Raw genomic sequence first — 23,978 nt, forward strand, 5'->3', positions numbered from 1 at the left:
AAAAAAAGAAAAAATAAAGCGTCGAAATGGGCGAGCGGGCCGGATGCGCGTCAGGCGGACGGCCGCGCGGCGAACAGCGTCTGCTTGATGCGCTGCAGCGTACGGTACGGCGTCACGAAATGCAGCAGGTTCTTGGCGAGGCCGGCCCAGTCGTACGGGTTCAGCACGTTGAAGTGGCGCAACAGCAGCGTGAGCGTCGACACCAGCTGGCGCCGGCGTTTGGTCGCGCTGATCCCGCCCTCGTTAAGCTCGTAATACAGGCCGAGTTCCGGCAGGTTCGCGCAATCGTAGCGTTGCATTAACCGTAAAAAAAGATCGAGATCCTCGGCCGCGCGGTACTGCGCCCGATAGTTGCCCACCTCGCGCACGGCGTCGATGCGCAACATGACCGACGGATGCACGAGCGGCGAGCGCAGGAAGCGCGTGCGGCGCAGCGTACGCGGATCGGCGGGCGGTGTCAGCATGAAGCGCGGCTCGCCGGCGCGCGACACGACCTGCGTCCACATGCCGACGCAGGCCACGCGCGGGTGGGCGCCGAGATAGGCACGTTCTTTCGCCAAGCGCTGCGGCGCGGCGAGATCGCCCGCATCGATGCGGGCCGCATAGCGGAAGCCGCGCGCGGCGAGCGCGTCGATGCCGGCCGCCAGCGCGCGTTCGATGCCGCCGTTCTGCGGCATGCGCAGCACGTCGATCGACAGGCCCGGCAGGTCGGGCGCGACGATCGGCGGCGTGCTGCCGTCGTCGACGATCAGCACGTGCACGCGCGCATCCTCGCGAAACGACGCGAGGGTCCGGACGACGTCGTCGTGCCCGTTGTAGGCCGGCATCAGCACGGCCACGTCGTCGAGCGGGGGCGGGCAATCGGGGGGCGTCATGTTCGCAGCTTGAAACGGATGTAATAAAAGTTGACGGCGGCGGCGGCGAGGTAGCCGGCCGCCAGCCCGACGAGCGCGCCGTACAGGCCGAGCCGCGGGATCGCGAACAGGTTGACGAGCGCGGCGATCGCCAGCGCGAGCAGCCATTTCGTGAGCAACACGAATTTTGCTTGATATTTGAGAACGATAAGATTGCCTATCGCCTCGATGCCGGCCGGCACGGACAGCCAGACGGCCCAGCGGAAGATGTCGACCGACGCCTCGTAGCCGCGGCCGAACACCTTGCCGACGATCAGCGGGGCGGCCGCGTCGAGCACGAGCGCGCCGGCCGTCATCAGGCCGGCCGTCATCGCGATCAGCCGGACGATGTTGCGGCGCAGCCGCGCGACGTCCTGCACGCGGTAGACGAACGCGGGCGCGATGGTCTGCGCGAGCATCAGCGCGAGCGTGATCCAGTTCTCGTTGAGCTGCTGCGCGGCCGAATAGCGGCCGAGATCGGCGAACGACACGTGGCGCTCGAGCATCAGGCGGTCGAGTTTCAGGAACAGGTACATACAGATGAGGCCGAGCCAGAACACGGTGCCGGCCGTGGCAAAGTGCCGGAACAGCGATGTGTCGAACGTCCAGCCGAGCGCGCCGCCGTTACGATGGCGGTAGTACAGCAGCAGCGCGAGGCCGATCGCGGCGGCTTCCAGCGCCCACAGCCACGCGAAGCGGGCAGGGCCGACGGCGGCACGCACCAGCAGCCAGACGAGCAATGCCTTCGCGAGCGCGGTGACCATGCTGGTGACGAGCTGCGGCTTGCTGTAGGTCATGCTCTGCAGCCACGCGTTGATCACGCCGACGAACGGCTCGCGGAACACCATCGTGACCGCGAGGCCCGCGAGCATCGCGCCGACCAGCGGGTCGAACGCGCCCGCGGCGATCGCGATCCAGGTCGCGGCGAGCGCGGCGACCGACACGGCGATGCGCAGCACGAACGCGCTGCCGAGCACCGCGCCGAGCTGGGGCGACGGGCGCTGGACGATGGTCGGGACGAGGATTTCCGCGCCGCACACCCAGGTGAGTGGCGCCAGCACCAGGAGAAGCGTATTCGCATACTGCCATTTGCCGAACACATCTGGCCCGAAATAACGGGCCAGCAGGCCGCTGATCGCGATCGCGACGCCGATCTGCGTGAGCCGTTCGAGCCCCAGCCAGACGAGGTTCGCGACGGCCTTCGCGACGTCCGGGTTGCCGAAGCGCTTCAGCATGCGCGGCGGCGGCGGCGCGCGCGGGAGGCGGCCGGAAGCGGCGGGTGGGCGGCGGCGGAGCGGCTAGGCATTAAAATGGGCGATATGCGCGTCATCAAAACCCGCGATTATAAGTGGGATCGCGACCGCTCCAGCCGTTCCGCTCCCTGTTTTACGGGGCGCCTGTATCATGCGCGGCACCGGCGAGAGGCGGCCAGCCAAGCCAGACAATTTTCCATGCACGCAACTGAGAGAGAAGAGAATCGATGATCTCCCAATCCATCTTCAAGGCATATGACATCCGTGGCGTGGTCGGCAAGACACTCGACGTCGACACGGCGCGCGGGATCGGCCGCGCATTTGGTAGCGAAGTGCGTGCGCAGGGCGGCGATGCGGTCGTCGTCGCGCGCGATGGCCGCCTGTCCGGGCCGGAACTCGTCGGCGCACTGGCCGACGGCCTGCGTGCGGCCGGGGTCGACGTCGTCGACGTCGGCATGGTGCCGACGCCGGTCGGCTATTTCGCGGCGAACGTGCCGCTGGCGCTGAAGGGCGGCGAGCGCCGCGTCGATTCGTGCATCGTCGTCACGGGCAGCCACAACCCGCCCGACTACAACGGCTTCAAGATGGTGCTGCGCGGCGCCGCGATCTACGGCGAGCAGATCCAGGCGCTGTATCGCCGCATCGTCGACGAGCGCTTCGAGACGGGCAGCGGCACCTATGAGGAAATCGACGTCGCCGATCAGTACATCGCACGCATCGTCGGCGACGTGAAGCTCGCGCGGCCGCTGAAGCTCGTGGTCGACGCCGGCAACGGTGTCGCGGGCCCGCTCGCGACGCGCCTGTTCAAGGCGCTCGGCTGCGAGCTCGTCGAGCGCTTCACGGACATCGACGGCACGTTCCCGAACCACCACCCCGATCCCGCCCACCCGGAAAACCTGCAGGACGTGATCCAGGCGCTGAAGGACACCGACGCCGAGATCGGCTTCGCGTTCGACGGCGACGGCGACCGCCTCGGCGTCGTCACGAAGGACGGCCAGATCATCTATCCGGACCGCCAGTTGATGCTGTTCGCGGAAGAAGTGCTGTCGCGCAACCCGGGCGCCCAGATCATCTACGACGTGAAGTGCACGCGCCACCTCGCGCAGTGGGTGAAGTCGAAGGGCGGCGAGCCGCTGATGTGGAAGACGGGCCACTCGCTCGTGAAGGCGAAGCTGCGCGAGACGGGTGCGCCGCTCGCGGGTGAAATGAGCGGCCACGTGTTCTTCAAGGATCGCTGGTACGGCTTCGACGACGGGCTGTACACCGGCGCGCGCCTGCTCGAGATTCTCGCGAAGACGGCCGATCCGAGCGCGCTGCTCAACAGCCTGCCGGACGCGATGAGCACGCCCGAACTGCAACTCTGGCTGGACGAAGGCGAGAATTTCCGCCTGATCGAGCAACTGCAGAAAGAGGCGAAGTTCGACGGCGCCGACGAAGTCGTGACGATCGACGGCCTGCGTGTCGAGTACCCGGACGGCTTCGGCCTCGCGCGTTCGTCGAACACGACGCCGGTCGTCGTGATGCGCTTCGAAGCCGAGACGCAGGAAGGGCTCAAGCGCATCCAAGAAGACTTCCGCCGCGTGCTGACGGCCGCGAAGCCGGACGTCAAGCTGCCGTTCTGAGCGCAGGCGGCCGGCGGGCCGCCCGTACGACGGCCCGTTCATCGGCCGTGTTTATCCCGAAAAGCGGCGCGCGCCCCGGCGCGCGGCCGCTTTTTGTCTGTCCGGCCCTTCGGCCGGGATAAAATCTCCCCTTTATGTCTGTCGCCGGCTGCCAGCCGGCGTTTTTTCAGCGTGCAAAAGATCCTGATCGTGCGCGTGTCGTCGCTGGGCGACGTCGTGCACAACATGCCGGTGATCGCCGATATCCGGCGCCGTCACCCCGATGCGCAGATCGACTGGCTCGTCGAGGAAAGCTTCGTCGACCTCGTGCGGCTCGTCGACGGCGTGCGCGACGTGCTGCCGTTCTCGCTGCGCCGCTGGCGCAAGCAGCCGTTCTCGGGCGCGACGTGGCGCGAGATCCGCGCATTCCGCCGGCGCCTCGCGGCCGAGCAGTACGACCTCGTGATCGACTGCCAGGGCCTCATCAAGACGGCCTGGGTCGCGAGCTGGGCGCGCGGCCCGCTCGTCGGGCTCGGCAATCGCACCGACGGCGCCGGCTACGAATGGCCGGTGCGCTTCTTCTACCGCAAGCGCGTGCCGATCGCGCCGCGCACGCACGTGGTCGAGCGCTCGCGGCAACTCGTCGCGGCCGCGCTGGACGACCCGGCGCCGACCCCGGCCGACCCGGTGGAATTCGGCCTCGACACGCGGGCGGCGGCGCTCGCGGTGGCCGCGCTCGGCCTGAACCTGCCGGTGCCGTACGTCGTGTTCGTCCACGCGACGTCGCGCGCCGACAAGCAGTGGCCGGATGCCGCCTGGATCGAGCTCGGCCAGGCGCTCGTGCGGCGCGGTGCGTCGCTCGTGCTGCCGTGGGGCAACGACGCGGAACGCGCGACCAGCGAGCGGCTCGCGAAGGAATTCGGCGCGGCGGCGATCGTGCCGCCGAAGCTGTCGCTGCCGGCCGTGGTCGGGCTGATCGACGGCGCGGCCGCGACGGTCGGGGTTGATACAGGTCTGGTTCACATCGCGGCCGCGCTGAAGCGTCCGACGGTCGAACTGTACAATTTCGCGACGGCCTGGCGGACCGGCGGCTACTGGTCGCCGAACGTCGTCAATCTCGGCACGGCGGGGCAGCCCCCGTCGATCGCGCAGGTGAAGTCGGCGCTCGCGGGCTTCGGTCTCCTGTAACGCTGTCCACACGCGAACCGATCATGAGCGAATCCCAGATCATCGAAGTCCCGTCCGCCGACTGGAGCGGACACAACCTGTCGGCGCCGCGCGAGCAGTTGCTCGCCGCGGTCGAGGAAGGCAAGGTGCTGTATTTCCCGCATCTGCGCTTCGCGATCGAAGGCGGCGAGGAAGCGCTGCTCGATCCGGCGCTCGCCGATCCGAAACGCAAGAACATCAGCCTCGCGCCGAACGGCGGCGCGCTCGCCGGCGTGCTCGGCGACAGCGTCACGCAATCGGCCGTGCGCGCGCTCGTCGCGCGCTTCCAGCAGCAGGCCGGCACGCTCGTCGACGGCCTCTTTCCCGAATACCGCGGCAAGCTGCGCGTCGCGCCGACGAGCCTGCGGCTGATGCAGGTCGAAACGCGCCAGACGTCGTGGCGCAAGGACGACAGCCGCCTGCACGTCGACGCATTCCCGTCGCGGCCGAACTACGGCGAGCGAATCCTGCGCGTGTTCACGAACGTGAACCCGGCCGGCGCACCGCGCGTGTGGCGCGTCGGCGAGCCGTTCGAGGACGTCGCGAAGCGTTTCCTGCCGAAGATCCGGCCGCAGTTCCCGGGCTCCGCGTGGCTGCTGAACCTGCTGCACGTGACGAAATCGCCGCGCAGCGCGTACGACCACCTGATGTTGAACCTGCACGACGGGATGAAGGCCGACCTCGACTATCAGAAGACTTGTCCGCAGCAGACGATGCCGTTTCCGCCGGGCAGCGTGTGGATATGTTTCTCGGATCAGACTTCGCACGCTGTGATGTCCGGCCAGTTCATGCTCGAGCAGACCTTCTTCCTGCCGGTCGATGCGATGGTGCGCCGCGAGTGCGCGCCGCTCGGCATTCTCGAACGCCTGACGGGCAGGGCGCTGGTTTGAGCGCGCCTCTGCTTCGACGTCACTCGAGGGCGGCCGCATGCTGAGGGCGATCTATCGTGCGCTGTGGTGGCTCGTCGCGCCGGCCGCCGTGATCCGGCTCTATGTGCGTTCGCGCAAGGAGCGCGGCTATCGCGAGCATATCGGCGAGCGCTTCGGCCGCGTCGCGGGCCGCTCGCCGGACGATCGCGCGCCGCTGATCTGGGTGCATGCGGTGTCGGTCGGCGAGACGCGCGCCGCGCAGCCGCTGATCGACGCGCTGATGCATGCGCGCCCCGATGCGCGCATCCTGCTCACGCACATGACGCCGAGCGGCCGCGCGACGGGCGAACAGATCTTCGGCGATCGCGTGCTGCGCTGCTACCTGCCGTACGACATGCCGGGCGCGGTGCGGCGCTTCCTGCGCGCATGGCGGCCGACGCTCGGTCTCGTGATGGAAACCGAGGTGTGGCCGACGCTGATCGACGAGTGCCGCCGCGCGGATGTGCCGCTCGTGCTGACCAATGCGCGGATGTCCGCGCGTTCGTTCCGGCGCGCGGCGAAGTTCGGCACGGCGACGCGCGACGTGTTCGGCGGCTTCTCGCGCGTGCTCGCGCAGAGCCCGGCCGATGCGGAGCGGCTGACGTCGCTCGGCGCGCGCAACGTGACCGTGCTCGGCAACCTGAAGTTCGACATGACGACGCCGCCGGAACTCGCGGCGCGCGGCCATGCGTGGCGCGACGCGATCGGCGCGCGGCCGGTGTGGGTCGCCGCCAGCACGCGCGAGAACGAGGAAGCGCTCGTGCTGCAGGCGTTCGCGGAAATGCGCACGCCCGGCGCGCTGCTGGTGCTCGTGCCGCGTCATCCGCAGCGCTTCGCCGAGGTCGAGGCGCTCATCGTGCGCAACGGGCTCAAGTGCGTGCGGCGCTCCGTCTGGGCGGCCGATGCGGCCGCGCTCGCGGCGGGCCGTCCGGCCGCCGAACCGCTGGCCGACGACGTGACGGTGCTGCTCGGCGATTCGATGGGCGAGCTCGGCGCGTACTACGCGGCGGCCGATATCGCGTTCATCGGCGGCAGCCTGTTGCCGCTCGGCGGGCAGAACCTGATCGAAGCGTGCGCGGTCGGCGTGCCGGTGCTGATCGGGCCGCACGTGTTCAACTTCACGCAGGCGACCGCCGATGCGGTCGCGGCCGGCGCGGCGATGCAGGTCGCGGATCCGCTCGATCTCGCGCACGTGCTCGACGCGCTGTTCGCCGACAAGGCGCGGCGCATCGCGATGGGCGCGGCCGGCGCGGCCTTCGCGTCGCGTCACCGCGGCGCGACCGCGCGCACGGTCGACGTGCTCGCCGCGCTGCTGCCGCCCGCCGAAGCCGGTGCGCGTGGGCTGCCGGGTGGGCTGGGCGCCGCTTCCGAAGACGAATAGACGAAGGGCGGCGCAAGGCCGCCCGCGCACGCATGGCGGCGACGCGAGCCGCCGCCATGCCGCTCACACCGTCAGCAAGCCCTTCTTCTCGATGAACGCGATCACGTCCGCGACGCCGTCGAGCGCCTTCAGGTTCGTCATCACGTAAGGCCGTTCGCCGCGCATCTTCCGCGTGTCGGATGCCATCACGTCGAGATTCGCGCCGACCAGCGGCGCGAGGTCGGTCTTGTTGATCACGAGCAGGTCGGACTTCGTGATGCCGGGGCCGCCCTTGCGCGGAATCTTCTCGCCGCCGGCCACGTCGATCACATAGATGGTCAGGTCCGACAGCTCGGGGCTGAAGGTCGCCGCGAGATTGTCGCCGCCGGACTCGATGAACACGATGTCGGCATCCGGGAAGCGCGCGAGCATCCGGTCGACGGCCTCGAGGTTGATCGACGCGTCCTCGCGGATCGCCGTGTGCGGGCAGCCGCCCGTTTCGACGCCCATGATGCGTTCCTCGGGCAGCGCGCCCGCGACCGTCAGCAGCCGCTGGTCTTCCTTCGTATAGATGTCGTTCGTGATCGCGACGAGGTCGTACCGGTCGCGCATCGCCTTGCACAGCATTTCGAGCAGCGTGGTCTTGCCGGAGCCGACGGGGCCGCCGATGCCGACGCGCAGCGGCGGCAGTTTTTTCGTGCGGCGGGCGGGGGAGGGAGCGGGTGCGTTCATGGCGTGGATCAAGTTCAGGAGCGGAACAACCGCGAATACTGGGTTTCGTGCCGCGCGGACAGGATGCCGAGCTGCGGCGCGAACGTGTTGACAGCGTCGGGCGGCGTCGCGAGCGCGCGGCGCACGGCCGCGTCGATCGCGCCGCGCAGCGCGACGATGATGCGTTGCCCGGCGAGCTGGCCGAGCGGCACGGCCTTCAGCGCGGCGGACGTCTGGTTCTCGACCCAGCCGAATGCGTACGCGGCGAGCGTCGCGTCGGCGCTGGCGTCGTGTGCGGCCGCCGCATATGCGAACGCGGTCGGCAGCGCGACCGGCGACAGCGACGCGAGCGTCGCGCGGCGGGCGGCGTCGCCCCATTCGAGCGACGCGCACAGCTGCGCGAGCGACCAGCCCATCTGTTCGGTTTCGCGGCGCAGTTCGGCCGATTCCCGGCTCGCGACGAACCACGCGTTTTCGGCGACGAGCGCGTGTGTGTCGTGCGTCTGCCAGCGGTTGAGCTGGTGCGCGAGGAACGGCAACTCGCCGTGCGCGAGCACGTCGGTCAGGCCGCTGGCGATCCAGTCGCGGGCGGAATCGGCGTCGTGGATCAGGTTCGCGTCGAGCGCGGCTTCGAGGCCCTGTGAATAGCTGTACGCGCCGATCGGCAATGCGGGCGATGCGAGGTGCAGCAGCGCGACGAGTTCAGTGGTGGTCATGACCGTGGTGGCCGTGCGTGCAGCCGGGACCATGCTGATGATCGTGATCGTGATCGTGATCGTGATCGTGATCGTGATCGTGATCGTGCGAGTGCGAGTGTCCGTGGTGTTCGCCGAACACCTGCTGGGCGAGCGCGTAGTCTTCGGCGAACGTCGCGTCGTGCCCGTGCTTGTGGCCGCCGCCGTACGCGCCGGCCTCCGGCTGGAACGGTGCGCTCGTTTCGTCGACCTGCGTGCCGAGCCGACGCAGCATGTCCGCGAGCACGGGATCGGCTTCGAGCTTCAGGTAGCCGTCGCCGATTTCGACCGGCGTATGACGATTGCCGAGGTGATACGCGGCACGCATCAGCGTGAGCGGGTCGGCCGCGCGCACGAGCAGCACGGTTTCGGGTGCCGCGGCGATGCGCACGAGCGCGCCGTCGTCGGCGACGAGCACGTCGCCGTCGCGCAGCACGGTGCCGCGCGGCAGCAGGACCGCGACGTCCTCGCCGCTGTCGAGCGTCGCCGCGAGGCGGCTCTTGCAGCGCGCGTCATAGGCGAGCGTGAGCGTCGGCGCGCGTGCGACGAGCGACGCGGCGAGTTTCACGTTCGGGGCAATGCGTTTGTCGAGGGTGCGCATGAAGCTGAGGATTCCGGATCAGAACAAGAAATAGCGCTGCGCCATCGGCAGCACCGTCGCCGGTTCGCAGGTGAGCAACTGGCCGTCGGCGATCACGTCGTAGGTTTCGGGATCGACGCTGATCGACGGACGCCATGCGTTGTGAATCATGTCGGCCTTCGTCACGTTGCGGCAGTTGCGCACCGGCACGATCCGCTTCGCGAGGCCGTAGCGCTCCGCGATGCCCGCGTCGGCCGCCATCTGCGACACGAAGGTCAGCGACGTGCGCGCGAGCGCGCCGCCACGCGTCGCGAACATCTCGCGATAGTGAACCGGCTGCGGCGTCGGGATCGACGCGTTCGGGTCGCCCATCTGCGCGACGGCGATCATGCCGCCCTTCAGGATCATCGACGGCTTGATCCCGAAGAACGCGGGTTCCCACAGCACGAGGTCGGCCCATTTGCCGGGCTCGATCGAGCCGACTTCGTGCGCGATGCCGTGCGTGAGCGCCGGGTTGATCGTGTACTTCGCGACGTAGCGCTTCGCGCGGAAATTGTCGTTGCGTGCGGTGTCTTCCGGCAGCGCGCCGCGCTGCACCTTCATCTTGTGCGCGGTCTGCCACGTGCGGATGATCACTTCGCCGACGCGGCCCATCGCCTGCGAATCGGACGACAGCATCGACAGCGCGCCGAGATCGTGCAGGATGTCCTCGGCCGCGATCGTCTCGCGGCGAATGCGCGATTCGGCGAACGCGAGGTCCTCCGCGATCGACGGATCGAGGTGATGACACACCATCAGCATGTCGAGATGCTCGTCGAGCGTGTTGATCGTGTACGGGCGCGTCGGATTGGTCGACGACGGCAGCACGTTCATCTCGCCGCACACCTTCAGGATGTCGGGCGCATGGCCGCCGCCCGCGCCTTCGGTGTGGTAAGTGTGGATCGTGCGGCCCTTGAACGCGGCGACCGTCGATTCGACGAAGCCGGCCTCATTCAGCGTGTCGGTGTGGATCGCTACCTGCGTGTCGGTGTCGTCGGCGACCGACAGGCAGTTGTCGATCGCGGCGGGCGTCGTGCCCCAGTCCTCGTGCAGCTTCAGCCCGATCGCGCCGGCCGCGATCTGCTCGACGAGCGGCTGCGGCAGGCTCGCGTTGCCCTTGCCGAGGAAGCCGAGGTTGATCGGCCAGCCGTCAGCGGCCTGCAGCATCCGCTCCATGTGCCACGGGCCCGGCGTGCAGGTGGTCGCGTTGGTGCCGGTGGCCGGCCCCGTGCCGCCGCCGAGCATCGTCGTGACGCCCGAGGCCAGCGCCTCGTCGATCTGCTGCGGGCTGATGAAGTGGATGTGCGTGTCGATGCCGCCCGCGGTCACGATCAGCCCTTCGCCGGCGATCACTTCGGTCGCCGCGCCGATCGCGATCGTCACGCCCGGTTGAATGTCGGGGTTGCCGGCCTTGCCGATCGCGGCGATGCGGCCGTGCTTGATCGCGATGTCGGCCTTCACGATGCCCCAGTGATCGAGGATCACCGCGTTCGTGATGACGGTATCGGGCACGTCGGCGGCCACGCGCTGCGACTGGCCCATCCCGTCGCGGATCACTTTCCCGCCGCCGAATTTCACTTCCTCGCCGTACGTGGTGAAGTCGCGTTCGATTTCGATCAGCAGTTCGGTATCGGCGAGCCGCACGCGGTCGCCCGTCGTCGGCCCGAACATTTCCGCGTACGCGCGGCGGCTCAAGCGTAGTGTCATGTGCTGTTCCTGAAGAGCGGGGCGCGGCTTACAGCGGCCCCATCACCTTGCCCTGAAAACCGTAGACGGCGCGCTCGCCCGCGAGCGCGACGAGCTCGACGGTGCGCGTCTGGCCCGGCTCGAAGCGCACGGCCGTGCCGGCCGCGATGTTGAGCCGGAAACCGCGCGCGGCCGCGCGGTCGAACGACAGCGCGTCGTTGACCTCGAAGAAGTGGTAGTGCGAGCCGACCTGCACCGGGCGATCGCCGGTGTTCGCGACGACGAGCGACAGCGTCGCGCGGCCCGCATTCAGTTCGTGGTCGCCGTCGTCGGTGAGGATTTCGCCGGGGATCATGCGGGGCCTCACGGAATCGGGTGGTGGACGGTCACGAGCTTCGTGCCGTCGGGGAAGGTCGCTTCGACCTGGATGTCGGGAATCATTTCCGGCACGCCGTCCATCACGTCGTCGCGCGTGAGCAGCGTCGTGCCGTAGTGCATCACTTCGGCGACCGTCTTGCCGTCGCGCGCGGCTTCCATCAGCGCCGCGGTGATGAAGGCGACCGCCTCCGGATAATTCAGTTTCAGGCCGCGCGCGCGGCGGCGTTCGGCAAGCAACGCCGCCGTGAAGATCAGCAGCTTGTCCTTTTCGCGGGGAGTCAGTTTCATGAAGGCAGGCGTTCAGGAAAACGTAATTTTTATCGGTGCGTAAGCGACCGGGCAGGGTGCGGACCATCGTAGCACCGCCCTGTTTGGCGTGCGTCGTGTATCGCTTATGTAAGCAGCAAGGTGCGTGCCATGGGCATTCGACGTGCCGCCATGCGCGCCCGTGGTGCGTGATGCATGCAGACTGTGCGTCGTGTGTCGTGGCGTTGCGCCGAAACGGTGCGTAAGGTGGACGTGCTCAGGTCTGCCAGAGACGCAGCGGCCGCGCGTCGACGCTGTGCACGATCGGTCGCAACTGCAGCCAGCAGTCGGTGAAGTGGCGCTGCAGCGCTTCCATCGACGTCGACATCGCGCGCACCAGCACGACGCCGGGCGTCACGCAGGTGGCGCCCGCGCGCAGCGTGTCGTCGAACGGCATGCGTGCGGCGAGCGCTTCGGCGAGCGCGGCGTCGCACGCGGCGCCGGCCGCCCACAGCGTGCCGTAGGCGGGAAAGCCGGCGAGGCCCTGCAGCGCGCCGCGCAGCGGGTCGCGCGCGTCGAGCAGAGCGCGCTCGGTCCATAGCGGCCGGCCGTCGGCGGCGACAAGCGCCGAGCTCGACGCGATGCGCCCCGCCGACCAGCTTTCGCCTGCCGCCTGCCGGCCGAGCTGCGTCGCGTCCCAGCCGATCGCGCTCGCGCCTGCGCCGAGCGTCACCGTGAAGTCGAGCGACGCGTGCGCCGTGTCGAAGAACAGGTTGTTCTGCGGCAGCCAGTCGAGCTTCGCGTGTTCGCCAACCGTGATGCCGATCCGTTGCGTCGCGTCCAGCCCGTTCGACTTGTACCACTTGGTCGCGCCGGGGGTCGTCAGCACCGCGTGCGTGCCGTCGCCGAGCGCGATGTCGATGTCGAGCTGGTCGCCGCCCGCGACGCCGCCCGGCGGATGGACGATCACCGCGTGGCAGATCGCGTCGCCCTCCGGATACAGCGGCCGCTGCACGCGCAGCGGGCCGTTGTGCAGTCGGTGCACGAGCGTCGTGCGCGCGCCGTGCCGCTCGAAGCCGAGTTCGAGGCGGCCGTGCCACGACTTGGCGACGGCGGGGCGGGACAGCGTGGCATGCGAATCGGGGGCGGACATCGGCGGCGAACGGGAAACGAGGAAGCGGGTGCGAAGAACGTGGATGCTACCGGAACAATAATGCAGATACTGCGTTCGTTGAAAGGGCTGTGCGCGGCTGCCCGCGCGCCGTCCGCACGTGTCACCCGCCGCGCACCGCGGCGCCGGCCGCCACGCCTGCCGTCACACCGCGATCAGCTCGCGCACGCCGTTCGCCTCCATGTCGCGCGCGTCGCCGCCCGCGACGATCTCGCCGCGGCTCATCACCCAGTAGCTGTCCGCGATCGAGCGCGCGAAGTCGTAATACTGTTCGACGAGCAGCACGGTCATCTTCGATTCGTCGACGAGCTGGCGCAGCGTGCGCCCGATGTCCTGGATGATCGACGGCTGGATGCCTTCGGTCGGCTCGTCGAGGATCAGCAACTGCGGCTCGCTCATCAGCGCGCGGCCGATCGCGAGCTGTTGCTGCTGGCCGCCCGACAGGTCGCCGCCGCGCCGTGCGCGCATGTCCTTCAGCACCGGGAACAGGTCGTAGATGCGATCGGGCACTTTCGACGGCGCCTTGCGGCTCGCCGCGCCGACGAGCAGGTTCTCCTCGACGGTGAGCCGTGGAAAGATGTCGCGGCCCTGCGGTACGTACGCGAGCCCGGCCGCGACGCGCGCATACGGCGGCAGCGCGCCGAGCGCGGTGCCGCGCCACGACACGCTGCCGCTTTTCGCGGCGACGACGCCCATCAGGCAGCGCAGCAGCGTGCTCTTGCCGACGCCGTTGCGGCCGAGCAGCACGGTGAGCTTGCCGTCGTCGGCGGCGAGGTTCACGTTGCGCAAGATATGGCTGCCGCCGTAGTACTGGTTCAGCGCTTCGATTTTCAGCATCGCATCATCGTCCGAGGTAAGACTCGATCACCGCATCGTCGCGCTTGACCTGGTCGAGCGTGCCGTGCGCGAGCACCGCGCCTTCGGCCATCACCGTCACACGCCCCGTGTCGCCCGCGAGCGCCGCGACGAACTCCATGTCGTGCTCGACGACCATCATCGAGCAGGTGCCGCGCAGCGTGTTCAGCAGCTCGGCGAGTTCCATCGTCTCGTGGTCGGTCATCCCCGCCGCCGGCTCGTCGAGCAGCAGCAGCGCGGGGCGCTGCATCAGCAGCATGCCGATTTCGAGCCGCTGCTTCTGCCCGTGCGACAGCTCGCCGGCCGCGCGATAGGCCTGGCTTTCGAGGCCGATCAGCGCGAGCGTCTCCTCGATCTTCGCCTGCGCGGTGCGGTCGAGCCGCGCGCGCAGAGACGCGAGCCAGCCCTTGTCGGTCTGCATCGCGAGTTCGAGGTTTTCCCACACCGGATGCTGTTCGAACACGGTCGGCTTCTGGAACTTGCGGCCGATGCCCGCACGCGCGATCTCGGGTTCGTTCATCCGCGCGAGATCGATCGTCTGGCCGAGAAACACCTTGCCCGCATCGGGCCGCGTCTTGCCGGTGATCACGTCCATCATCGTCGTCTTGCCCGCGCCGTTCGGGCCGATCACGCAGCGCAGCTCGCCCGCGTCGATCGCGAGCGACAGCTTCTTCAGCGCCCGAAAGCCGTCGAAGCTCACCTCGATATCCTCGAGATAGAGGATCGTACCGTGCGACGTGTCGATGCCGGCCGGCACGACGCGCCCCATCGACGCGCTGCCGCTGACGGCGAGCAGCTCGTCTTCGGGCGGCGGCGGCGTGAACTGATAGAGAGCCGTTCCGTTCATGCGCGTTTCCCCTTCGCGAGCACGGTTTCGACGAGGCCCATGATCCCGCGCGGCAGCAAGAGCGGCACGAGCACGAAGATCAGGCCGAGGAAGAACAGCCAGTATTCGGCGAAGTACGCGGTGAAGAAACTCTTCGCGCCGTTCACCGCGAACGCGCCGACGATCGGCCCGATCAGCGTGCCGCGCCCGCCCACCGCGACCCAGATCGCCATTTCGATCGAATTGCCGGGCGACATCTCGCCGGGATTGATGATGCCGACCTGCGGTACGTACAGCGCGCCGGCGATGCCGCACAGCACGGCCGACACGGTCCACACGAACAGCTTGTACGCGAGCGGGCTGTAGCCGAGGAACATCAGCCGCGTCTCGCCGTCGCGCACCGCGGTCACCACGCGCCCGAGCTTGCTCGTGACGATCGCGCGCGCGGCGACGAACGCGAGCACGAGCGTCGCGAAGGTCAGCAGCAACAGCACCGTGCGCGTGCCCGGCGACGTGATCGCGAAGCCGGCGATGCGCTTGAAATCGGTGAAGCCGTTGTTGCCGCCGAAGCCCGTCTCGTTGCGATAGAACAGCAGCATCGCGGCGAACGTCATGGCCTGCGTGATGATCGACAGGTACACGCCCTTCACGCGCGAGCGGAACGTGAAGAAGCCGAACACCCACGCGAGCACGGCCGGCACGAGCACGACGAGCGCGAGCGCCCACGCGAGATGCTGCGTGCCGCTCCAGTACCACGGCAACTGGTGCCAGTCGAGAAACACCATGAAGTCGGGCAGGTCGCTGCCGTACTTGCCGTCGCGGCCGATCTCGCGCATCAGGTACATGCCGATCGCATAGCCGCCGAGCGCGAAGAACAAGCCGTGGCCGAGGCTCAGGATCCCGCAGTAACCCCACACGAGATCGAGCGCAAGCGCGGCGATCGCGTAGCACATCAGCTTGCCGGCGAGCGTCATCGTGTACGCGGACAGATGGAACGCGCTGGCTTCCGGCGCGACGAGCGCGGCGAGCGGCACGCCGATGCCGATCGCCACGCAAAGCGCGACGAGCGCGAGCCATGCGCGGCGCGACAGCAGCGCGGGGCGGGGCGGCAGGCCGAGCGCGAAGCCGTCCGCCGCGCGCGCGCCGGCGGCGGGCTGCGGCATGCCGGCGACCGGGTTCGACATCGAATCGGTGTATGAAGTCACGTCAAGCCTCCGCGCTGCGGCCCTTCGGCGCGAACATGCCCTGCGGGCGTTTCTGGATGAACAGCACGATCATCACGAGCACCGCGATCTTCGCGAGCACGGCGCCCCAGAACGGTTCGATCGCCTTGCTCGCGAGGCCGAGCCCGAAGCCGCCGAGCACGGTGCCGGCGATCTGCCCGACGCCGCCGAGCACGACGGCCATGAACGAATCGATGATGTAGTTCTGGCCGAGATCGGGACCCACGTTGCCGATCTGCGACAGCGCGCAGCCGCCGAGGCCCGCGATGCCCGCGCCGAATGCGAACGCATACGCGTCGACGCGGGCGGTCTTCACGCCGACGCAGGCGGCCATCCGGCGGTTCTGCGTGACGGCGCGCACGAACAGGCCGAGCCGCGTCTTCGTCAGCACGGCCCACGCGACGAACACCACCGCGAGCGCGAACGCGAGGATCGCGAGCCGGTTGTACGGCAGGATCAGGTTCTGCATCACCGTCACGCCGCCGCTCATCCACGACGGGTTCACGACCTGCACGTTCTGCGCGCCGAACAGCATGCGCGTCGCCTGGATCAGGATCAGGCTCACGCCGAAGGTCGCGAGCAGCGTTTCGAGCGGGCGGCCGTACAGATGTCGCAGCACGAGCCGTTCGAGCACGATGCCGACGAGCGCGGCCACCGCGAACGACACCGGCACGGCGACGAGCGGATACCAGTCGAACGCGCCGGGCGCGTAGTGCTGGATCAGCGTCTGCACGACATAGGTTGCGTACGCACCGATCATCAGGAATTCGCCGTGCGCCATGTTGATCACGCCGATCAGCCCGTACGTGATCGCGAGGCCGAGCGCGGCGAGCAGCAGCACGCTGCCGAGCGACAGGCCGGCGAACACCGTGCCGACGATTTCGCCGCGGCGCTGCAGTGCGTGCAACGCATCGAGCCCGTGTTGCGCGGCGTCGCGCACGCGTGCGTCGGGTTCCGCGTAGCTGCCGTCGGCGTTCTTCGCGACGAGCGGGCGCAGTTGTTCGATCATGTCGAGGTCGCTGCGCGCGGCTACCACCTGCACGGCTTCGAGGCGTTTCGCCGGATCGGCGTCGTGCAGCGCGGCAATTGCCCACAGCGCGTCGAGGCGACGTTTCAATGCCGGATCGGTTTCCTTTGCGCGGGCACGATCGATCATCGGCTTGAGCGCCGGGTCGGGCGACTTCAGCAGCGCGTCGATCGCGTCGCGGCGTGCGGCCACGTCGGGCGACGCGAGCGCGAGGCCCGACAGCGCGCCGGCGATCTTCGTGCGCAGCAGGTTGTTCTGCATCACCGGCTGCGCGTCGCCGGCCGGCGTCGCGGCCTGCGTGAGCGCGTCGTGCGCGGTGTCGCCGGACTGGATCAGCAGGCGGCCGTCGCCGGTCGCGAGCGCATCGCCGCTCGACAGCGCGTTGAGCACCGCGACGGCGCGCGGATCGGTGTCTGTGGCGAGCCGTTCGATCGCCGCCGTCTTCGCGTCGAAGTCGTCGCCGGCGAGCGCGGCGGTGTCGGCCGCCGTCAGTGCGAACGCGGCGTGCGGCAGCAGGCCCGCGAGGGCGGCGCATGCCACGATCGCGCGGGCGGCTCGGCGAAAGCGTGTAGGCATCGGGAAATCCTGTCGGGCGAGGGGAGCGGAGTGGTGCGGCGCCGGCGGTGGCGATTCGTCACGACAAGCGCGGCCGGCGCATCGCGGTGGATGCGCGAGCGGCACGTCGCGCACGAAGCGCGACGCGCCGCACGGCGTCACGCCAGCGCCGCGCGCTGCCGGCGCAGGAACGCCGGAATCGAGCTGACGACGTCCGGCTTGCCCTGGTTGCCCGCGATGAACGGGCTCCACGGTTGCGCGCGCACGGCCGTCTTCGTCTTCCACACGACGTTGAACTGTCCGTCGCCGCGAATCTCGCCGATCATCACCGGCTTGTGCAGGTGATGGTTGCCGTCCATCGTGAGCGTGAAGCCCGACGGCGCGGCGACCGTCTGGCCGATCATCGCGACGCGCACCTTGTCGACGTCGGTGCTCTTCGCCTTCTCGACGGCCTGCTTCCACATATGGATGCCGACGTAGGTCGCTTCCATCGGATCGTTGGTCACGCGCTTCGCGCCGCCGGGCAGGTTGTTCGCCTTCACCCACGCGGCGAACTGGTCCTTGAACTTCGTGTTGGTCGGGTTCTTCACCGACATGAAGTAGTTCCACGCGGCGAGGTGGCCGACGAGCGGCTTCGTATCGATCCCGCGCAGTTCTTCCTCGCCGACCGAGAACGCGACGACCGGCACGTCGGTCGCCTTGATCCCCTGGTTGCCGAGTTCCTTGTAGAACGGCACGTTCGAATCGCCGTTGATCGTCGAGATCACGGTCGTCTTGCCGCCTTGCGCGAAGGTCTTGATGTTCGCGACGATGGTCTGGTAATCGCTGTGGCCGAACGGCGTGTAGACCTCCTGAATGTCGGCGTCCTTCACGCCTTTCGATTTCAGGAACGCGCGCAGGATCTTGTTGGTCGTGCGCGGATACACGTAGTCGGTGCCGAGCAGGAAGAAGCGCTTCGCGCCGCCGCCTTCCGCGCCCATCAGGTACTCGACGGCAGGAATCGCCTGCTGGTTCGGCGCGGCGCCCGTGTAGAACACGTTGCGCGACATTTCCTCGCCTTCATACTGCACCGGGTAGTAGAGCAGCCCGTTCAGCTCCTCGAACACCGGCAGCACGGATTTGCGCGATACCGACGTCCAGCAGCCGAACACGCACGCGACCTTGTCCTGCGTGAGCAGCTGGCGCGCCTTCTCGGCGAACAGCGGCCAGTTCGACGCCGGGTCGACCACCACCGGCTCGAGCTTGCGGCCCATCACGCCGCCGCTCTTGTTGATGTCGGCGATCGTCATCAGCGCGGTGTCCTTCAGCGACGTCTCCGAGATCGCCATCGTGCCCGACAGCGAATGCAGGATGCCGACCTTGATCGGGCCGGTGCCCGCATCGGCCGCGTGCGCGAACGGGCTCTTGCCCGCCAGCGCGAGCGCGCCGGCCATCGAACCGAACTTCAACAGACTGCGACGTTTCATCGGTATCCCCTTGTCGTGTTGGATGCGCGTGCGCCGTGGCGGCGCCGGCCATCGTGTAACGCAAGGCATGTGCCAGTCGCGCGGATGCACGCCCGGCGTGCCTGCGCGGGGCACGGGTGGGCACCGGCGGGCATCGGCGCGGTGCGGATGACGCGCCGTGCAGCATCCGCGGTCCGTTGCGGTGCAGGCGCACGGGCGCAAATGGTGCACGACGGTGCGGCGGCGTCGAAACGCAGGCAAACCGGGGGAGGAAAAGAAAAACGGGCGCGCGGTGCGCGCCCGTTCGGCGGATCTGTGCGGCCGGCGGCGGGGTGCCGGGCGGCGCGGCGGCACATGATGCGCCGCCGGAAGGATCGATCAGTAGCGCGGCACCGACGGATCGACGTCGCGCGACCACGCGTCGATCCCGCCTTGCAGGTTGTACAGCTTCGTGAAGCCGCGCGATTCGAGGAACATCGCGACCTGCGCGCTGCGCATCCCGTGATGGCACACGCAGACGATTTCCGCTTCGTCGTCGAGCTCTTCGCTGCGCGCGGGAATCTGCTGCATCGGAATCGACACGCTGCCGGCGATCTGCGCGGTCGCGATTTCCCACGGCTCGCGCACGTCGAGCACGACCGGCGCGGGGCGCGCCGTGTCGCCGAGCCATTCCGCGAGCATCGCGGGCGTCAGGATCTGCATGGAGGCTCCGCCGCTCAGAACTTGAAGCGCGACGGCTCGATCGCGTTGACGAGGTGATCGATGTACGTTTCGAACACGTCGGCGACGCGGTACTGCTTGTCGTCGATGCGCGTGATGATCTGCGCCTTCATCACCGGACGGCCGCCGACGAACGCCGACAGGCGGCCGCCGACCTTCAGCTGTTCGAGCATTTCCTGCGGCACGACCGGCAGGCCGCCCGCGACGCAGATCACGTCGTACGGGGCCTTGGCCGCCCAGCCGCGCGAGCCGTCGCCCAGCACGACTTCGGCGTTGGTCACGCCGTCGTTGCGCAGGTTGTCTTCCGCGAACTTCGCGATCGCCGGATCGATCTCGACGGCCGTCACGTGCTGCGCGCGATGCGCGAACAGCGCGGCCAGGTAGCCCGAGCCCGCGCCGATCACGAGCACGTTCTCGTGCTTCTTGACCGTCAGCTCCTGCAGCACGCGCGCTTCGACGCGCGGAAACAGCATCTTGCTCGTGCCGCCCGGCAGCGGCAGTTCGAGATCGGCGAACGCGAGATCGCGATATTGGGCCGGCACGTAGTTTTCACGCTTGACGATCGACAGCAGGCCCAGGACATCCAGATCCAGCACGTCCCACGGACGGATCTGCTGTTCGATCATGTTGAAACGCGCGTTTTCGATATTCATGGTGTGGTCACGCAGCCAGGTCGGCCATCAGCGGGGATAGAGAAACTTCGTGATTGTACCAAACGGCACGGCCGCGAAGCCTTCAGGCGGCCTGCAACAGACCTTTACCCTTTGCTCTTCTTGATCTGCGCCTCGAACGCGAGGTCGAGCTTGCTCGCCTTGCGCGGCTTTTTGGGGCCAAATTCGTCGACGAACTTGACGAATTCGTCGAGCGGCAGCGGCTCGCAGCGTTTTTCGGCGGTGCCGCCCGAGCGGTCGACGAGATAGAACAGGCCGCCCGCCATCGCGACGGCCGCGAATTGCGGGTTGCCGGAGCGGGCCTTCAGGCGTTCGACCGCGTGGGTCGCTTTGGTGGTGCGCATCTTGGGGTGGCGGAGCGGATGTAAGCCTCACACTCTATCAAACCGGCCACGAGCGTGCGGCCGGCGCCCGCCCGTGGGCCGGCGCGCGAACCGCCCTAAACCGTGCGCGAGTAGCGCTGCTGCGACGTCTGGCCGAGGTACGCGTCGAACGCCATCGCGATGTTGCGCACGACCATCCGGCCGGCCGGATGGATCGTCAGCCGGTCGCGCGCGATCGTCAGCAGCCCGTCGCGCTCGAACGGGCGCAGCGCGTCGAGCTCGCGCGCGAAATGATCCGCGAAGCGGATCCCGTGCGCGGCCTCGACATGCGAGAACGGCAGTTCGAGGTTGCACATCAATTGCGTGATCACGTCGCGGCGCAGCCGGTCGTCCGGCGTGAGCCGCACGCCGCGCGCGATCGGCAGCCGGCTGGCGTCGAGCGCGGCGCCGTAGGCGGGCAGGTCCTTCGCGTTCTGCGCGTAGACGTCGCCGACCTTGCCGATCGACGACACGCCGAAGCCGATCAGATCGGTATCCGCGCGCGTGCTGTAGCCCTGGAAATTGCGCTGCAGCGTGCCGTTGCGTTGCGCGCGCACGAGCTCGTCGGACGGCCGCGCGAAGTGGTCCATCCCGATGTACACGTAGCCGGCCGACGTCAGCATGTCGATCGCGAGGCCGAGCAGCGCGATGCGCGTTTCCGGCGGCGGCAGCGTCGCATCGTCGATCTGCCGCTGCATCTTGAACAGGTGCGGCATGTGCGCGTAGCCGAACACCGACAGGCGATCGGGAGCGAGTTCGATGATCGTCTCGAGCGTGCGTGCGAACACGGCGACCGTCTGGTGCGGCAGCCCGTAGATCAGGTCGACGCTCACCGAATGGAAGCCCGTCGCCCGTGCGGCGGCGAGCAGGTCGGCCGTCATCGCGCGCGGCTGGATGCGGTTGATCGCCTGCTGCACGACCGGGTCGAAATCCTGCACGCCGAGGCTCAGCCGGTTGAAGCCGATCGTGCGCAGATGGACGAGCGTCGCCGGCGTGACCGTGCGCGGATCGATCTCGATCGAGAACTCGGCGTCGGCGTCCGGCGCGAGCGTGAAATGCTCGCGCGTGGCCGCCATCAGCTCGGCCGTTTCGTCGTCGGACAGGAAGGTCGGCGTGCCGCCGCCCCAGTGCAGCTGCGTGACGGGGCGGGACGGATCGAACAGCGCGGCCTGCAGCGCCATCTCGCGCTTGAGCTGGTCGAGATACGGGCGCGCGCGGCGGCGGTTGTTGGTCGCGATCTTGTTGCAGCCGCAGTAGAAGCACGCGGTGTTGCAGAACGGGATGTGGAAGTACAGCGACAGGTCGCTCGACGACGCGCCGGGGTCGCGGGCCGCGCGGACGTAGTCGGCCGGATCGAAATCGTCGCGGAACTGCAGCGCGGTGGGGTACGACGTATAGCGCGGCCCGTTCGCGCCGTATTTCGTGAGCAAATCGGGACGGAACATCGTGTCGGCAGAACCAGAACGCATGGCGGTCTCGCGCTTTTTTAGATGCTTTCGAGTATATGAACACGCGCTCGGGCTGGATTGTGTAATAACGTCGCAGCCGGCGATGGCACAATGCGGGGTGGGGCTGCCGGACGCCGCGTCCGGTTGCCGCACCGTTTTTCGTTGTTCGTCGAGAGAGTCGAGTGTCCGTCGAAATGCCTGCCCGCCCGGCGCCCGCCGAAGTCCCGCCGCCGCATGCGTGCCGCGAGGGCTGCGGCGCGTGCTGCATTGCCCCGTCGATTTCCAGCCCGATTCCGGGCATGCCCGACGGCAAGCCGGCCGGCGTGCGCTGCGTGCAGCTCGGTGACGACCTGCGCTGCATGATCTTCGGCCGGCCCGAGCGCCCCGCGTGCTGTTCCGGGCTGCAGCCGTCCGCCGACATGTGCGGCGCGTCGCGCGACGACGCGCTCGCGTGGCTCACGCGCCTCGAGGCCGCGACGCGGCCGGCGCATCCAGGAGAGAAATCAGCATGACCGTCCCTCGCGCGCCCGGCCGGCGCCGTTTTCTCGCTGCCGCTATCGGCGCCGTCGGCGTGTGCGTATCGCTCGCCGCGTGCGCGTCGACGTTTCCGTTCATTCCCGATCACTACACGTTCTCGCGCGGCGACGTGCAGAAGGCCGTCGCGCGCAAGTTTCCTTACCAGAAGACGGTCGCCCAGGTGGTCGACGTGTCGCTCGCGAACCCGGCCGTCAACCTGCTGCCCGACCAGAACCGCGTGGCCGTGCAGCTCGACGCCCATTTCGCGAGCCCGTTCCTGCGCGAGCCCGTCAGCGGCAAGTTCACCGTGTCGGGCCAGCTCGCGTACGACGCACCGAGCCGTTCGGTCGTGCTGAGGGCGCCGGCCGTCGACAGCCTCGCGCTCGACGGCGACGCGCAGATGTACGCGCAGCAGGTCGGCGCGGCCGCCGGCCTGCTCGCGACGCAGCTGCTGACCAACTATCCGATCTACACGTTCAAGCCGGAACAACTCCAATTTGCCGGAGTGAACTACGAACCCGGTACAATTACGATCCTTACAAACGGCATACGCGTGGCGATCGTCGAAAAGTGACGACGGGCGCGCACGGCCGGGCGGGCCGCGCGCGCAAGAGTGGCCCTTTCTTTCGACCATTTCGGAGTTGGGCCACGGATGGACTGGATCCTGATCTGCAAGGCATTGATCCTCGGCGTCGTCGAGGGGCTGACGGAATTCCTGCCGGTGTCGAGCACCGGACACCTGATCGTCGCGGGCAGCTTCCTGAATTTCAACGATTCGCACGCGAAGACGTTCGACGTCGTGATCCAGTTCGGCGCGATCCTCGCGGTCTGCTGGGAATACCGGCAGCGCATCGTATCCGTCGTGTCCGGGCTGCCGAGCCGGCCCGACGCGCAGCGCTTCACGCTGAACGTCGTGATCGCGACGATTCCCGCGATCGCGCTCGGCCTGCTGTTCGAGAAGAAGATCAAGGCGGTGCTGTTCTCGCCGGTGCCCGTCGCATTCGCGCTCGTCGTGGGCGGCGCGATCATCCTGTGGGCCGAGGCGCGGCAGCGCGAACGCAGCGAGCCGCCGCGCGTGATGTCGGTCGACGCGCTGACGCCGCTCGACGCGCTCAAGGTCGGTATCGCGCAGTGCTTCGCGCTGGTGCCCGGCATGTCGCGCTCGGGCTCGACGATCATCGGCGGGATGCTGTTCGGCCTCGACCGGCGCGTGGCCACCGAATTCTCGTTCTTCCTCGCGATTCCGATCATCTTCGGCGCGACGCTCTACGAAACCGTGAAGGACTGGCAGGCGTTCACCGTCGATTCGCTCGGCCTGTTCGCGCTCGGGCTCGTCGCCGCGTTCGTCAGCGCGTTCGTGTGCGTGCGCTGGCTGCTGCGCTACGTCGCGACGCACGATTTCACGGTGTTCGCATGGTACCGGATCGCGTTCGGGCTATTCGTGCTGCTGGTGGGTTACAGCGGCTGGCTGAACTGGACGTGAGGCTGGCGAGCGGTCGATGCGCCGCTCCATGAAAAAATCCCGATCGGCGCGAGACGCCGGTCGGGATTTTTTTATTCCGCG

At 68.4% G+C, this 23,978-nt stretch carries 25 protein-coding genes; 7 read left to right on the top strand and 18 right to left on the bottom strand.

Annotated elements, in window-relative coordinates:
• Nucleotides 1-50: 50 nt before the first annotated feature.
• A complete protein-coding gene (locus CFB89_RS03995) occupies nt 51-875 on the bottom strand; it encodes a glycosyltransferase (RefSeq protein WP_089466825.1) in 825 nt (274 codons plus the stop codon).
• Nucleotides 872-2,128 (bottom strand): lipopolysaccharide biosynthesis protein, encoded by a 1,257-nt coding sequence (locus CFB89_RS04000; protein ID WP_089466826.1) that lies wholly within the window; start codon nt 2,126-2,128, stop codon nt 872-874. Before CFB89_RS04000 ends, CFB89_RS03995 begins: the two co-directional genes overlap by 4 nt.
• Before the next feature lie 245 nt (nt 2,129-2,373).
• Between CFB89_RS04000 and CFB89_RS04010 the strand changes: the two genes are divergently transcribed.
• The 4 genes from CFB89_RS04010 to waaA all read left to right on the top strand — a co-directional run bounded on the left by CFB89_RS04010 (nt 2,374) and on the right by waaA (nt 7,242).
• Entirely contained in the window at nt 2,374-3,768 is a 1,395-nt protein-coding gene (locus CFB89_RS04010; protein ID WP_089466827.1) for a phosphomannomutase/phosphoglucomutase, read from the top strand.
• A 171-nt stretch (nt 3,769-3,939) separates the two neighbouring features.
• Nucleotides 3,940-4,935 carry a lipopolysaccharide heptosyltransferase I gene (gene waaC, locus CFB89_RS04015; protein WP_089466828.1) on the top strand — a complete coding sequence of 332 codons (996 nt, stop codon included), beginning with the start codon at nt 3,940-3,942 and terminating at the stop codon, nt 4,933-4,935.
• Between the two features lie 23 nt (nt 4,936-4,958).
• Nucleotides 4,959-5,843: a Kdo hydroxylase family protein gene (locus CFB89_RS04020; RefSeq protein WP_006485119.1), complete on the top strand. Its 885-nt coding sequence runs from the start codon at nt 4,959-4,961 to the stop codon at nt 5,841-5,843.
• Nucleotides 5,844-5,880: 37 nt separating this feature from the next.
• Nucleotides 5,881-7,242 carry a lipid IV(A) 3-deoxy-D-manno-octulosonic acid transferase gene (gene waaA, locus CFB89_RS04025; protein ID WP_089466829.1) on the top strand — a complete coding sequence of 454 codons (1,362 nt, stop codon included), beginning with the start codon at nt 5,881-5,883 and terminating at the stop codon, nt 7,240-7,242.
• A gap of 63 nt (nt 7,243-7,305) precedes the next feature.
• On the opposite strand, the gene ureG is transcribed toward waaA, so the two are convergent.
• The 16 genes from ureG to hemN all read right to left on the bottom strand — a co-directional run bounded on the left by ureG (nt 7,306) and on the right by hemN (nt 21,919).
• Nucleotides 7,306-7,953 carry an urease accessory protein UreG gene (gene ureG, locus CFB89_RS04030; RefSeq protein ID WP_058901948.1) on the bottom strand — a complete coding sequence of 216 codons (648 nt, stop codon included), beginning with the start codon at nt 7,951-7,953 and terminating at the stop codon, nt 7,306-7,308.
• 14 nt (nt 7,954-7,967) lie between these two features.
• Nucleotides 7,968-8,648: an urease accessory protein UreF gene (locus CFB89_RS04035; protein WP_089466830.1), complete on the bottom strand. Its 681-nt coding sequence runs from the start codon at nt 8,646-8,648 to the stop codon at nt 7,968-7,970.
• Entirely contained in the window at nt 8,635-9,267 is a 633-nt protein-coding gene (gene ureE / locus CFB89_RS04040; RefSeq protein WP_089466831.1) for an urease accessory protein UreE, read from the bottom strand. Before ureE ends, CFB89_RS04035 begins: the two co-directional genes overlap by 14 nt.
• 18 nt (nt 9,268-9,285) lie before the next feature.
• Nucleotides 9,286-10,992: an urease subunit alpha gene (gene ureC, locus CFB89_RS04045; protein ID WP_006476701.1), complete on the bottom strand. Its 1,707-nt coding sequence runs from the start codon at nt 10,990-10,992 to the stop codon at nt 9,286-9,288.
• A gap of 28 nt (nt 10,993-11,020) precedes the next feature.
• Nucleotides 11,021-11,326: an urease subunit beta gene (locus CFB89_RS04050; protein WP_089466832.1), complete on the bottom strand. Its 306-nt coding sequence runs from the start codon at nt 11,324-11,326 to the stop codon at nt 11,021-11,023.
• Between the two features lie 8 nt (nt 11,327-11,334).
• Entirely contained in the window at nt 11,335-11,637 is a 303-nt protein-coding gene (ureA, locus tag CFB89_RS04055; protein ID WP_006406310.1) for an urease subunit gamma, read from the bottom strand.
• A 235-nt stretch (nt 11,638-11,872) separates the two neighbouring features.
• Nucleotides 11,873-12,748 carry an urease accessory protein UreD gene (locus CFB89_RS04060; RefSeq protein ID WP_089466833.1) on the bottom strand — a complete coding sequence of 292 codons (876 nt, stop codon included), beginning with the start codon at nt 12,746-12,748 and terminating at the stop codon, nt 11,873-11,875.
• A gap of 162 nt (nt 12,749-12,910) precedes the next feature.
• Nucleotides 12,911-13,603, bottom strand: a complete 693-nt coding sequence (gene urtE / locus CFB89_RS04065; RefSeq protein WP_089466834.1) for an urea ABC transporter ATP-binding subunit UrtE — start codon at nt 13,601-13,603, stop codon at nt 12,911-12,913.
• A gap of 4 nt (nt 13,604-13,607) precedes the next feature.
• Nucleotides 13,608-14,468 carry an urea ABC transporter ATP-binding protein UrtD gene (gene urtD, locus CFB89_RS04070; protein WP_089466835.1) on the bottom strand — a complete coding sequence of 287 codons (861 nt, stop codon included), beginning with the start codon at nt 14,466-14,468 and terminating at the stop codon, nt 13,608-13,610.
• Nucleotides 14,465-15,652: an urea ABC transporter permease subunit UrtC gene (gene urtC / locus CFB89_RS04075; protein WP_089466836.1), complete on the bottom strand. Its 1,188-nt coding sequence runs from the start codon at nt 15,650-15,652 to the stop codon at nt 14,465-14,467. Before urtC ends, urtD begins: the two co-directional genes overlap by 4 nt.
• Nucleotide 15,653: 1 nt before the next feature.
• Nucleotides 15,654-17,273 carry an urea ABC transporter permease subunit UrtB gene (gene urtB, locus CFB89_RS04080; RefSeq protein WP_089466837.1) on the bottom strand — a complete coding sequence of 540 codons (1,620 nt, stop codon included), beginning with the start codon at nt 17,271-17,273 and terminating at the stop codon, nt 15,654-15,656.
• Between the two features lie 137 nt (nt 17,274-17,410).
• Complete coding sequence (gene urtA, locus CFB89_RS04085; RefSeq protein ID WP_089466838.1) at nt 17,411-18,718, bottom strand: urea ABC transporter substrate-binding protein; 1,308 nt, start codon at nt 18,716-18,718, stop codon at nt 17,411-17,413.
• A 357-nt stretch (nt 18,719-19,075) separates the two neighbouring features.
• On the bottom strand, nt 19,076-19,399 hold the full coding sequence (locus CFB89_RS04090) for a rhodanese-like domain-containing protein (RefSeq protein ID WP_006488544.1): 324 nt from the start codon (nt 19,397-19,399) through the stop codon (nt 19,076-19,078).
• 14 nt (nt 19,400-19,413) lie between these two features.
• Nucleotides 19,414-20,070, bottom strand: coding sequence for a protein-L-isoaspartate O-methyltransferase (locus tag CFB89_RS04095; RefSeq protein WP_089466839.1), 657 nt, complete (start codon nt 20,068-20,070; stop codon nt 19,414-19,416).
• A 104-nt stretch (nt 20,071-20,174) separates the two neighbouring features.
• Nucleotides 20,175-20,432, bottom strand: coding sequence for a hypothetical protein (locus tag CFB89_RS04100; protein ID WP_089466840.1), 258 nt, complete (start codon nt 20,430-20,432; stop codon nt 20,175-20,177).
• Between the two features lie 95 nt (nt 20,433-20,527).
• Nucleotides 20,528-21,919 (bottom strand): oxygen-independent coproporphyrinogen III oxidase, encoded by a 1,392-nt coding sequence (hemN, locus tag CFB89_RS04105; RefSeq protein ID WP_089466841.1) that lies wholly within the window; start codon nt 21,917-21,919, stop codon nt 20,528-20,530.
• Nucleotides 21,920-22,092: 173 nt separating this feature from the next.
• On the opposite strand from hemN, the gene CFB89_RS04110 reads away from it, so the two are divergent.
• The 3 genes from CFB89_RS04110 to CFB89_RS04120 all read left to right on the top strand — a co-directional run bounded on the left by CFB89_RS04110 (nt 22,093) and on the right by CFB89_RS04120 (nt 23,897).
• The gene (locus tag CFB89_RS04110; RefSeq protein WP_089467903.1) at nt 22,093-22,410 is read left to right on the top strand and encodes a YkgJ family cysteine cluster protein; all 318 of its coding nucleotides are present in this window, start codon (nt 22,093-22,095) and stop codon (nt 22,408-22,410) included.
• A complete protein-coding gene (locus CFB89_RS04115; protein ID WP_089466842.1) occupies nt 22,407-22,988 on the top strand; it encodes a DUF1439 domain-containing protein in 582 nt (193 codons plus the stop codon). Before CFB89_RS04110 ends, CFB89_RS04115 begins: the two co-directional genes overlap by 4 nt.
• A gap of 78 nt (nt 22,989-23,066) precedes the next feature.
• Nucleotides 23,067-23,897 carry an undecaprenyl-diphosphate phosphatase gene (locus tag CFB89_RS04120; RefSeq protein ID WP_089466843.1) on the top strand — a complete coding sequence of 277 codons (831 nt, stop codon included), beginning with the start codon at nt 23,067-23,069 and terminating at the stop codon, nt 23,895-23,897.
• The last annotated feature ends 81 nt before the right edge of the window (nt 23,898-23,978 follow it).

It is taken from the genome of Burkholderia sp. AU16741, from assembly GCF_002223345.1.
GTDB lineage: Bacteria > Pseudomonadota > Gammaproteobacteria > Burkholderiales > Burkholderiaceae > Burkholderia > Burkholderia sola.

What these genes read in the sequence shown, in the direction of transcription:
- CFB89_RS03995 (WP_089466825.1), bottom strand. Translation starts at nt 875, where the DNA reads ATGACGCCCCCCGATTGCCCGCCCCCGCTCGACGACGTGGCCGTGCTG.
- CFB89_RS04000 (WP_089466826.1), bottom strand. Translation starts at nt 2,128, where the DNA reads ATGCTGAAGCGCTTCGGCAACCCGGACGTCGCGAAGGCCGTCGCGAAC.
- CFB89_RS04010 (WP_089466827.1), top strand. Translation starts at nt 2,374, where the DNA reads ATGATCTCCCAATCCATCTTCAAGGCATATGACATCCGTGGCGTGGTC.
- CFB89_RS04020 (WP_006485119.1), top strand. Translation starts at nt 4,959, where the DNA reads ATGAGCGAATCCCAGATCATCGAAGTCCCGTCCGCCGACTGGAGCGGA.
- waaA (WP_089466829.1), top strand. Translation starts at nt 5,881, where the DNA reads ATGCTGAGGGCGATCTATCGTGCGCTGTGGTGGCTCGTCGCGCCGGCC.
- ureG (WP_058901948.1), bottom strand. Translation starts at nt 7,953, where the DNA reads ATGAACGCACCCGCTCCCTCCCCCGCCCGCCGCACGAAAAAACTGCCG.
- CFB89_RS04035 (WP_089466830.1), bottom strand. Translation starts at nt 8,648, where the DNA reads ATGACCACCACTGAACTCGTCGCGCTGCTGCACCTCGCATCGCCCGCA.
- ureE (WP_089466831.1), bottom strand. Translation starts at nt 9,267, where the DNA reads ATGCGCACCCTCGACAAACGCATTGCCCCGAACGTGAAACTCGCCGCG.
- ureC (WP_006476701.1), bottom strand. Translation starts at nt 10,992, where the DNA reads ATGACACTACGCTTGAGCCGCCGCGCGTACGCGGAAATGTTCGGGCCG.
- CFB89_RS04050 (WP_089466832.1), bottom strand. Translation starts at nt 11,326, where the DNA reads ATGATCCCCGGCGAAATCCTCACCGACGACGGCGACCACGAACTGAAT.
- ureA (WP_006406310.1), bottom strand. Translation starts at nt 11,637, where the DNA reads ATGAAACTGACTCCCCGCGAAAAGGACAAGCTGCTGATCTTCACGGCG.
- CFB89_RS04060 (WP_089466833.1), bottom strand. Translation starts at nt 12,748, where the DNA reads ATGTCCGCCCCCGATTCGCATGCCACGCTGTCCCGCCCCGCCGTCGCC.
- urtE (WP_089466834.1), bottom strand. Translation starts at nt 13,603, where the DNA reads ATGCTGAAAATCGAAGCGCTGAACCAGTACTACGGCGGCAGCCATATC.
- urtD (WP_089466835.1), bottom strand. Translation starts at nt 14,468, where the DNA reads ATGAACGGAACGGCTCTCTATCAGTTCACGCCGCCGCCGCCCGAAGAC.
- urtB (WP_089466837.1), bottom strand. Translation starts at nt 17,273, where the DNA reads ATGCCTACACGCTTTCGCCGAGCCGCCCGCGCGATCGTGGCATGCGCC.
- urtA (WP_089466838.1), bottom strand. Translation starts at nt 18,718, where the DNA reads ATGAAACGTCGCAGTCTGTTGAAGTTCGGTTCGATGGCCGGCGCGCTC.
- CFB89_RS04090 (WP_006488544.1), bottom strand. Translation starts at nt 19,399, where the DNA reads ATGCAGATCCTGACGCCCGCGATGCTCGCGGAATGGCTCGGCGACACG.
- CFB89_RS04095 (WP_089466839.1), bottom strand. Translation starts at nt 20,070, where the DNA reads ATGAATATCGAAAACGCGCGTTTCAACATGATCGAACAGCAGATCCGT.
- CFB89_RS04100 (WP_089466840.1), bottom strand. Translation starts at nt 20,432, where the DNA reads ATGCGCACCACCAAAGCGACCCACGCGGTCGAACGCCTGAAGGCCCGC.
- hemN (WP_089466841.1), bottom strand. Translation starts at nt 21,919, where the DNA reads ATGCGTTCTGGTTCTGCCGACACGATGTTCCGTCCCGATTTGCTCACG.
- CFB89_RS04110 (WP_089467903.1), top strand. Translation starts at nt 22,093, where the DNA reads ATGCCTGCCCGCCCGGCGCCCGCCGAAGTCCCGCCGCCGCATGCGTGC.
- CFB89_RS04115 (WP_089466842.1), top strand. Translation starts at nt 22,407, where the DNA reads ATGACCGTCCCTCGCGCGCCCGGCCGGCGCCGTTTTCTCGCTGCCGCT.
- CFB89_RS04120 (WP_089466843.1), top strand. Translation starts at nt 23,067, where the DNA reads ATGGACTGGATCCTGATCTGCAAGGCATTGATCCTCGGCGTCGTCGAG.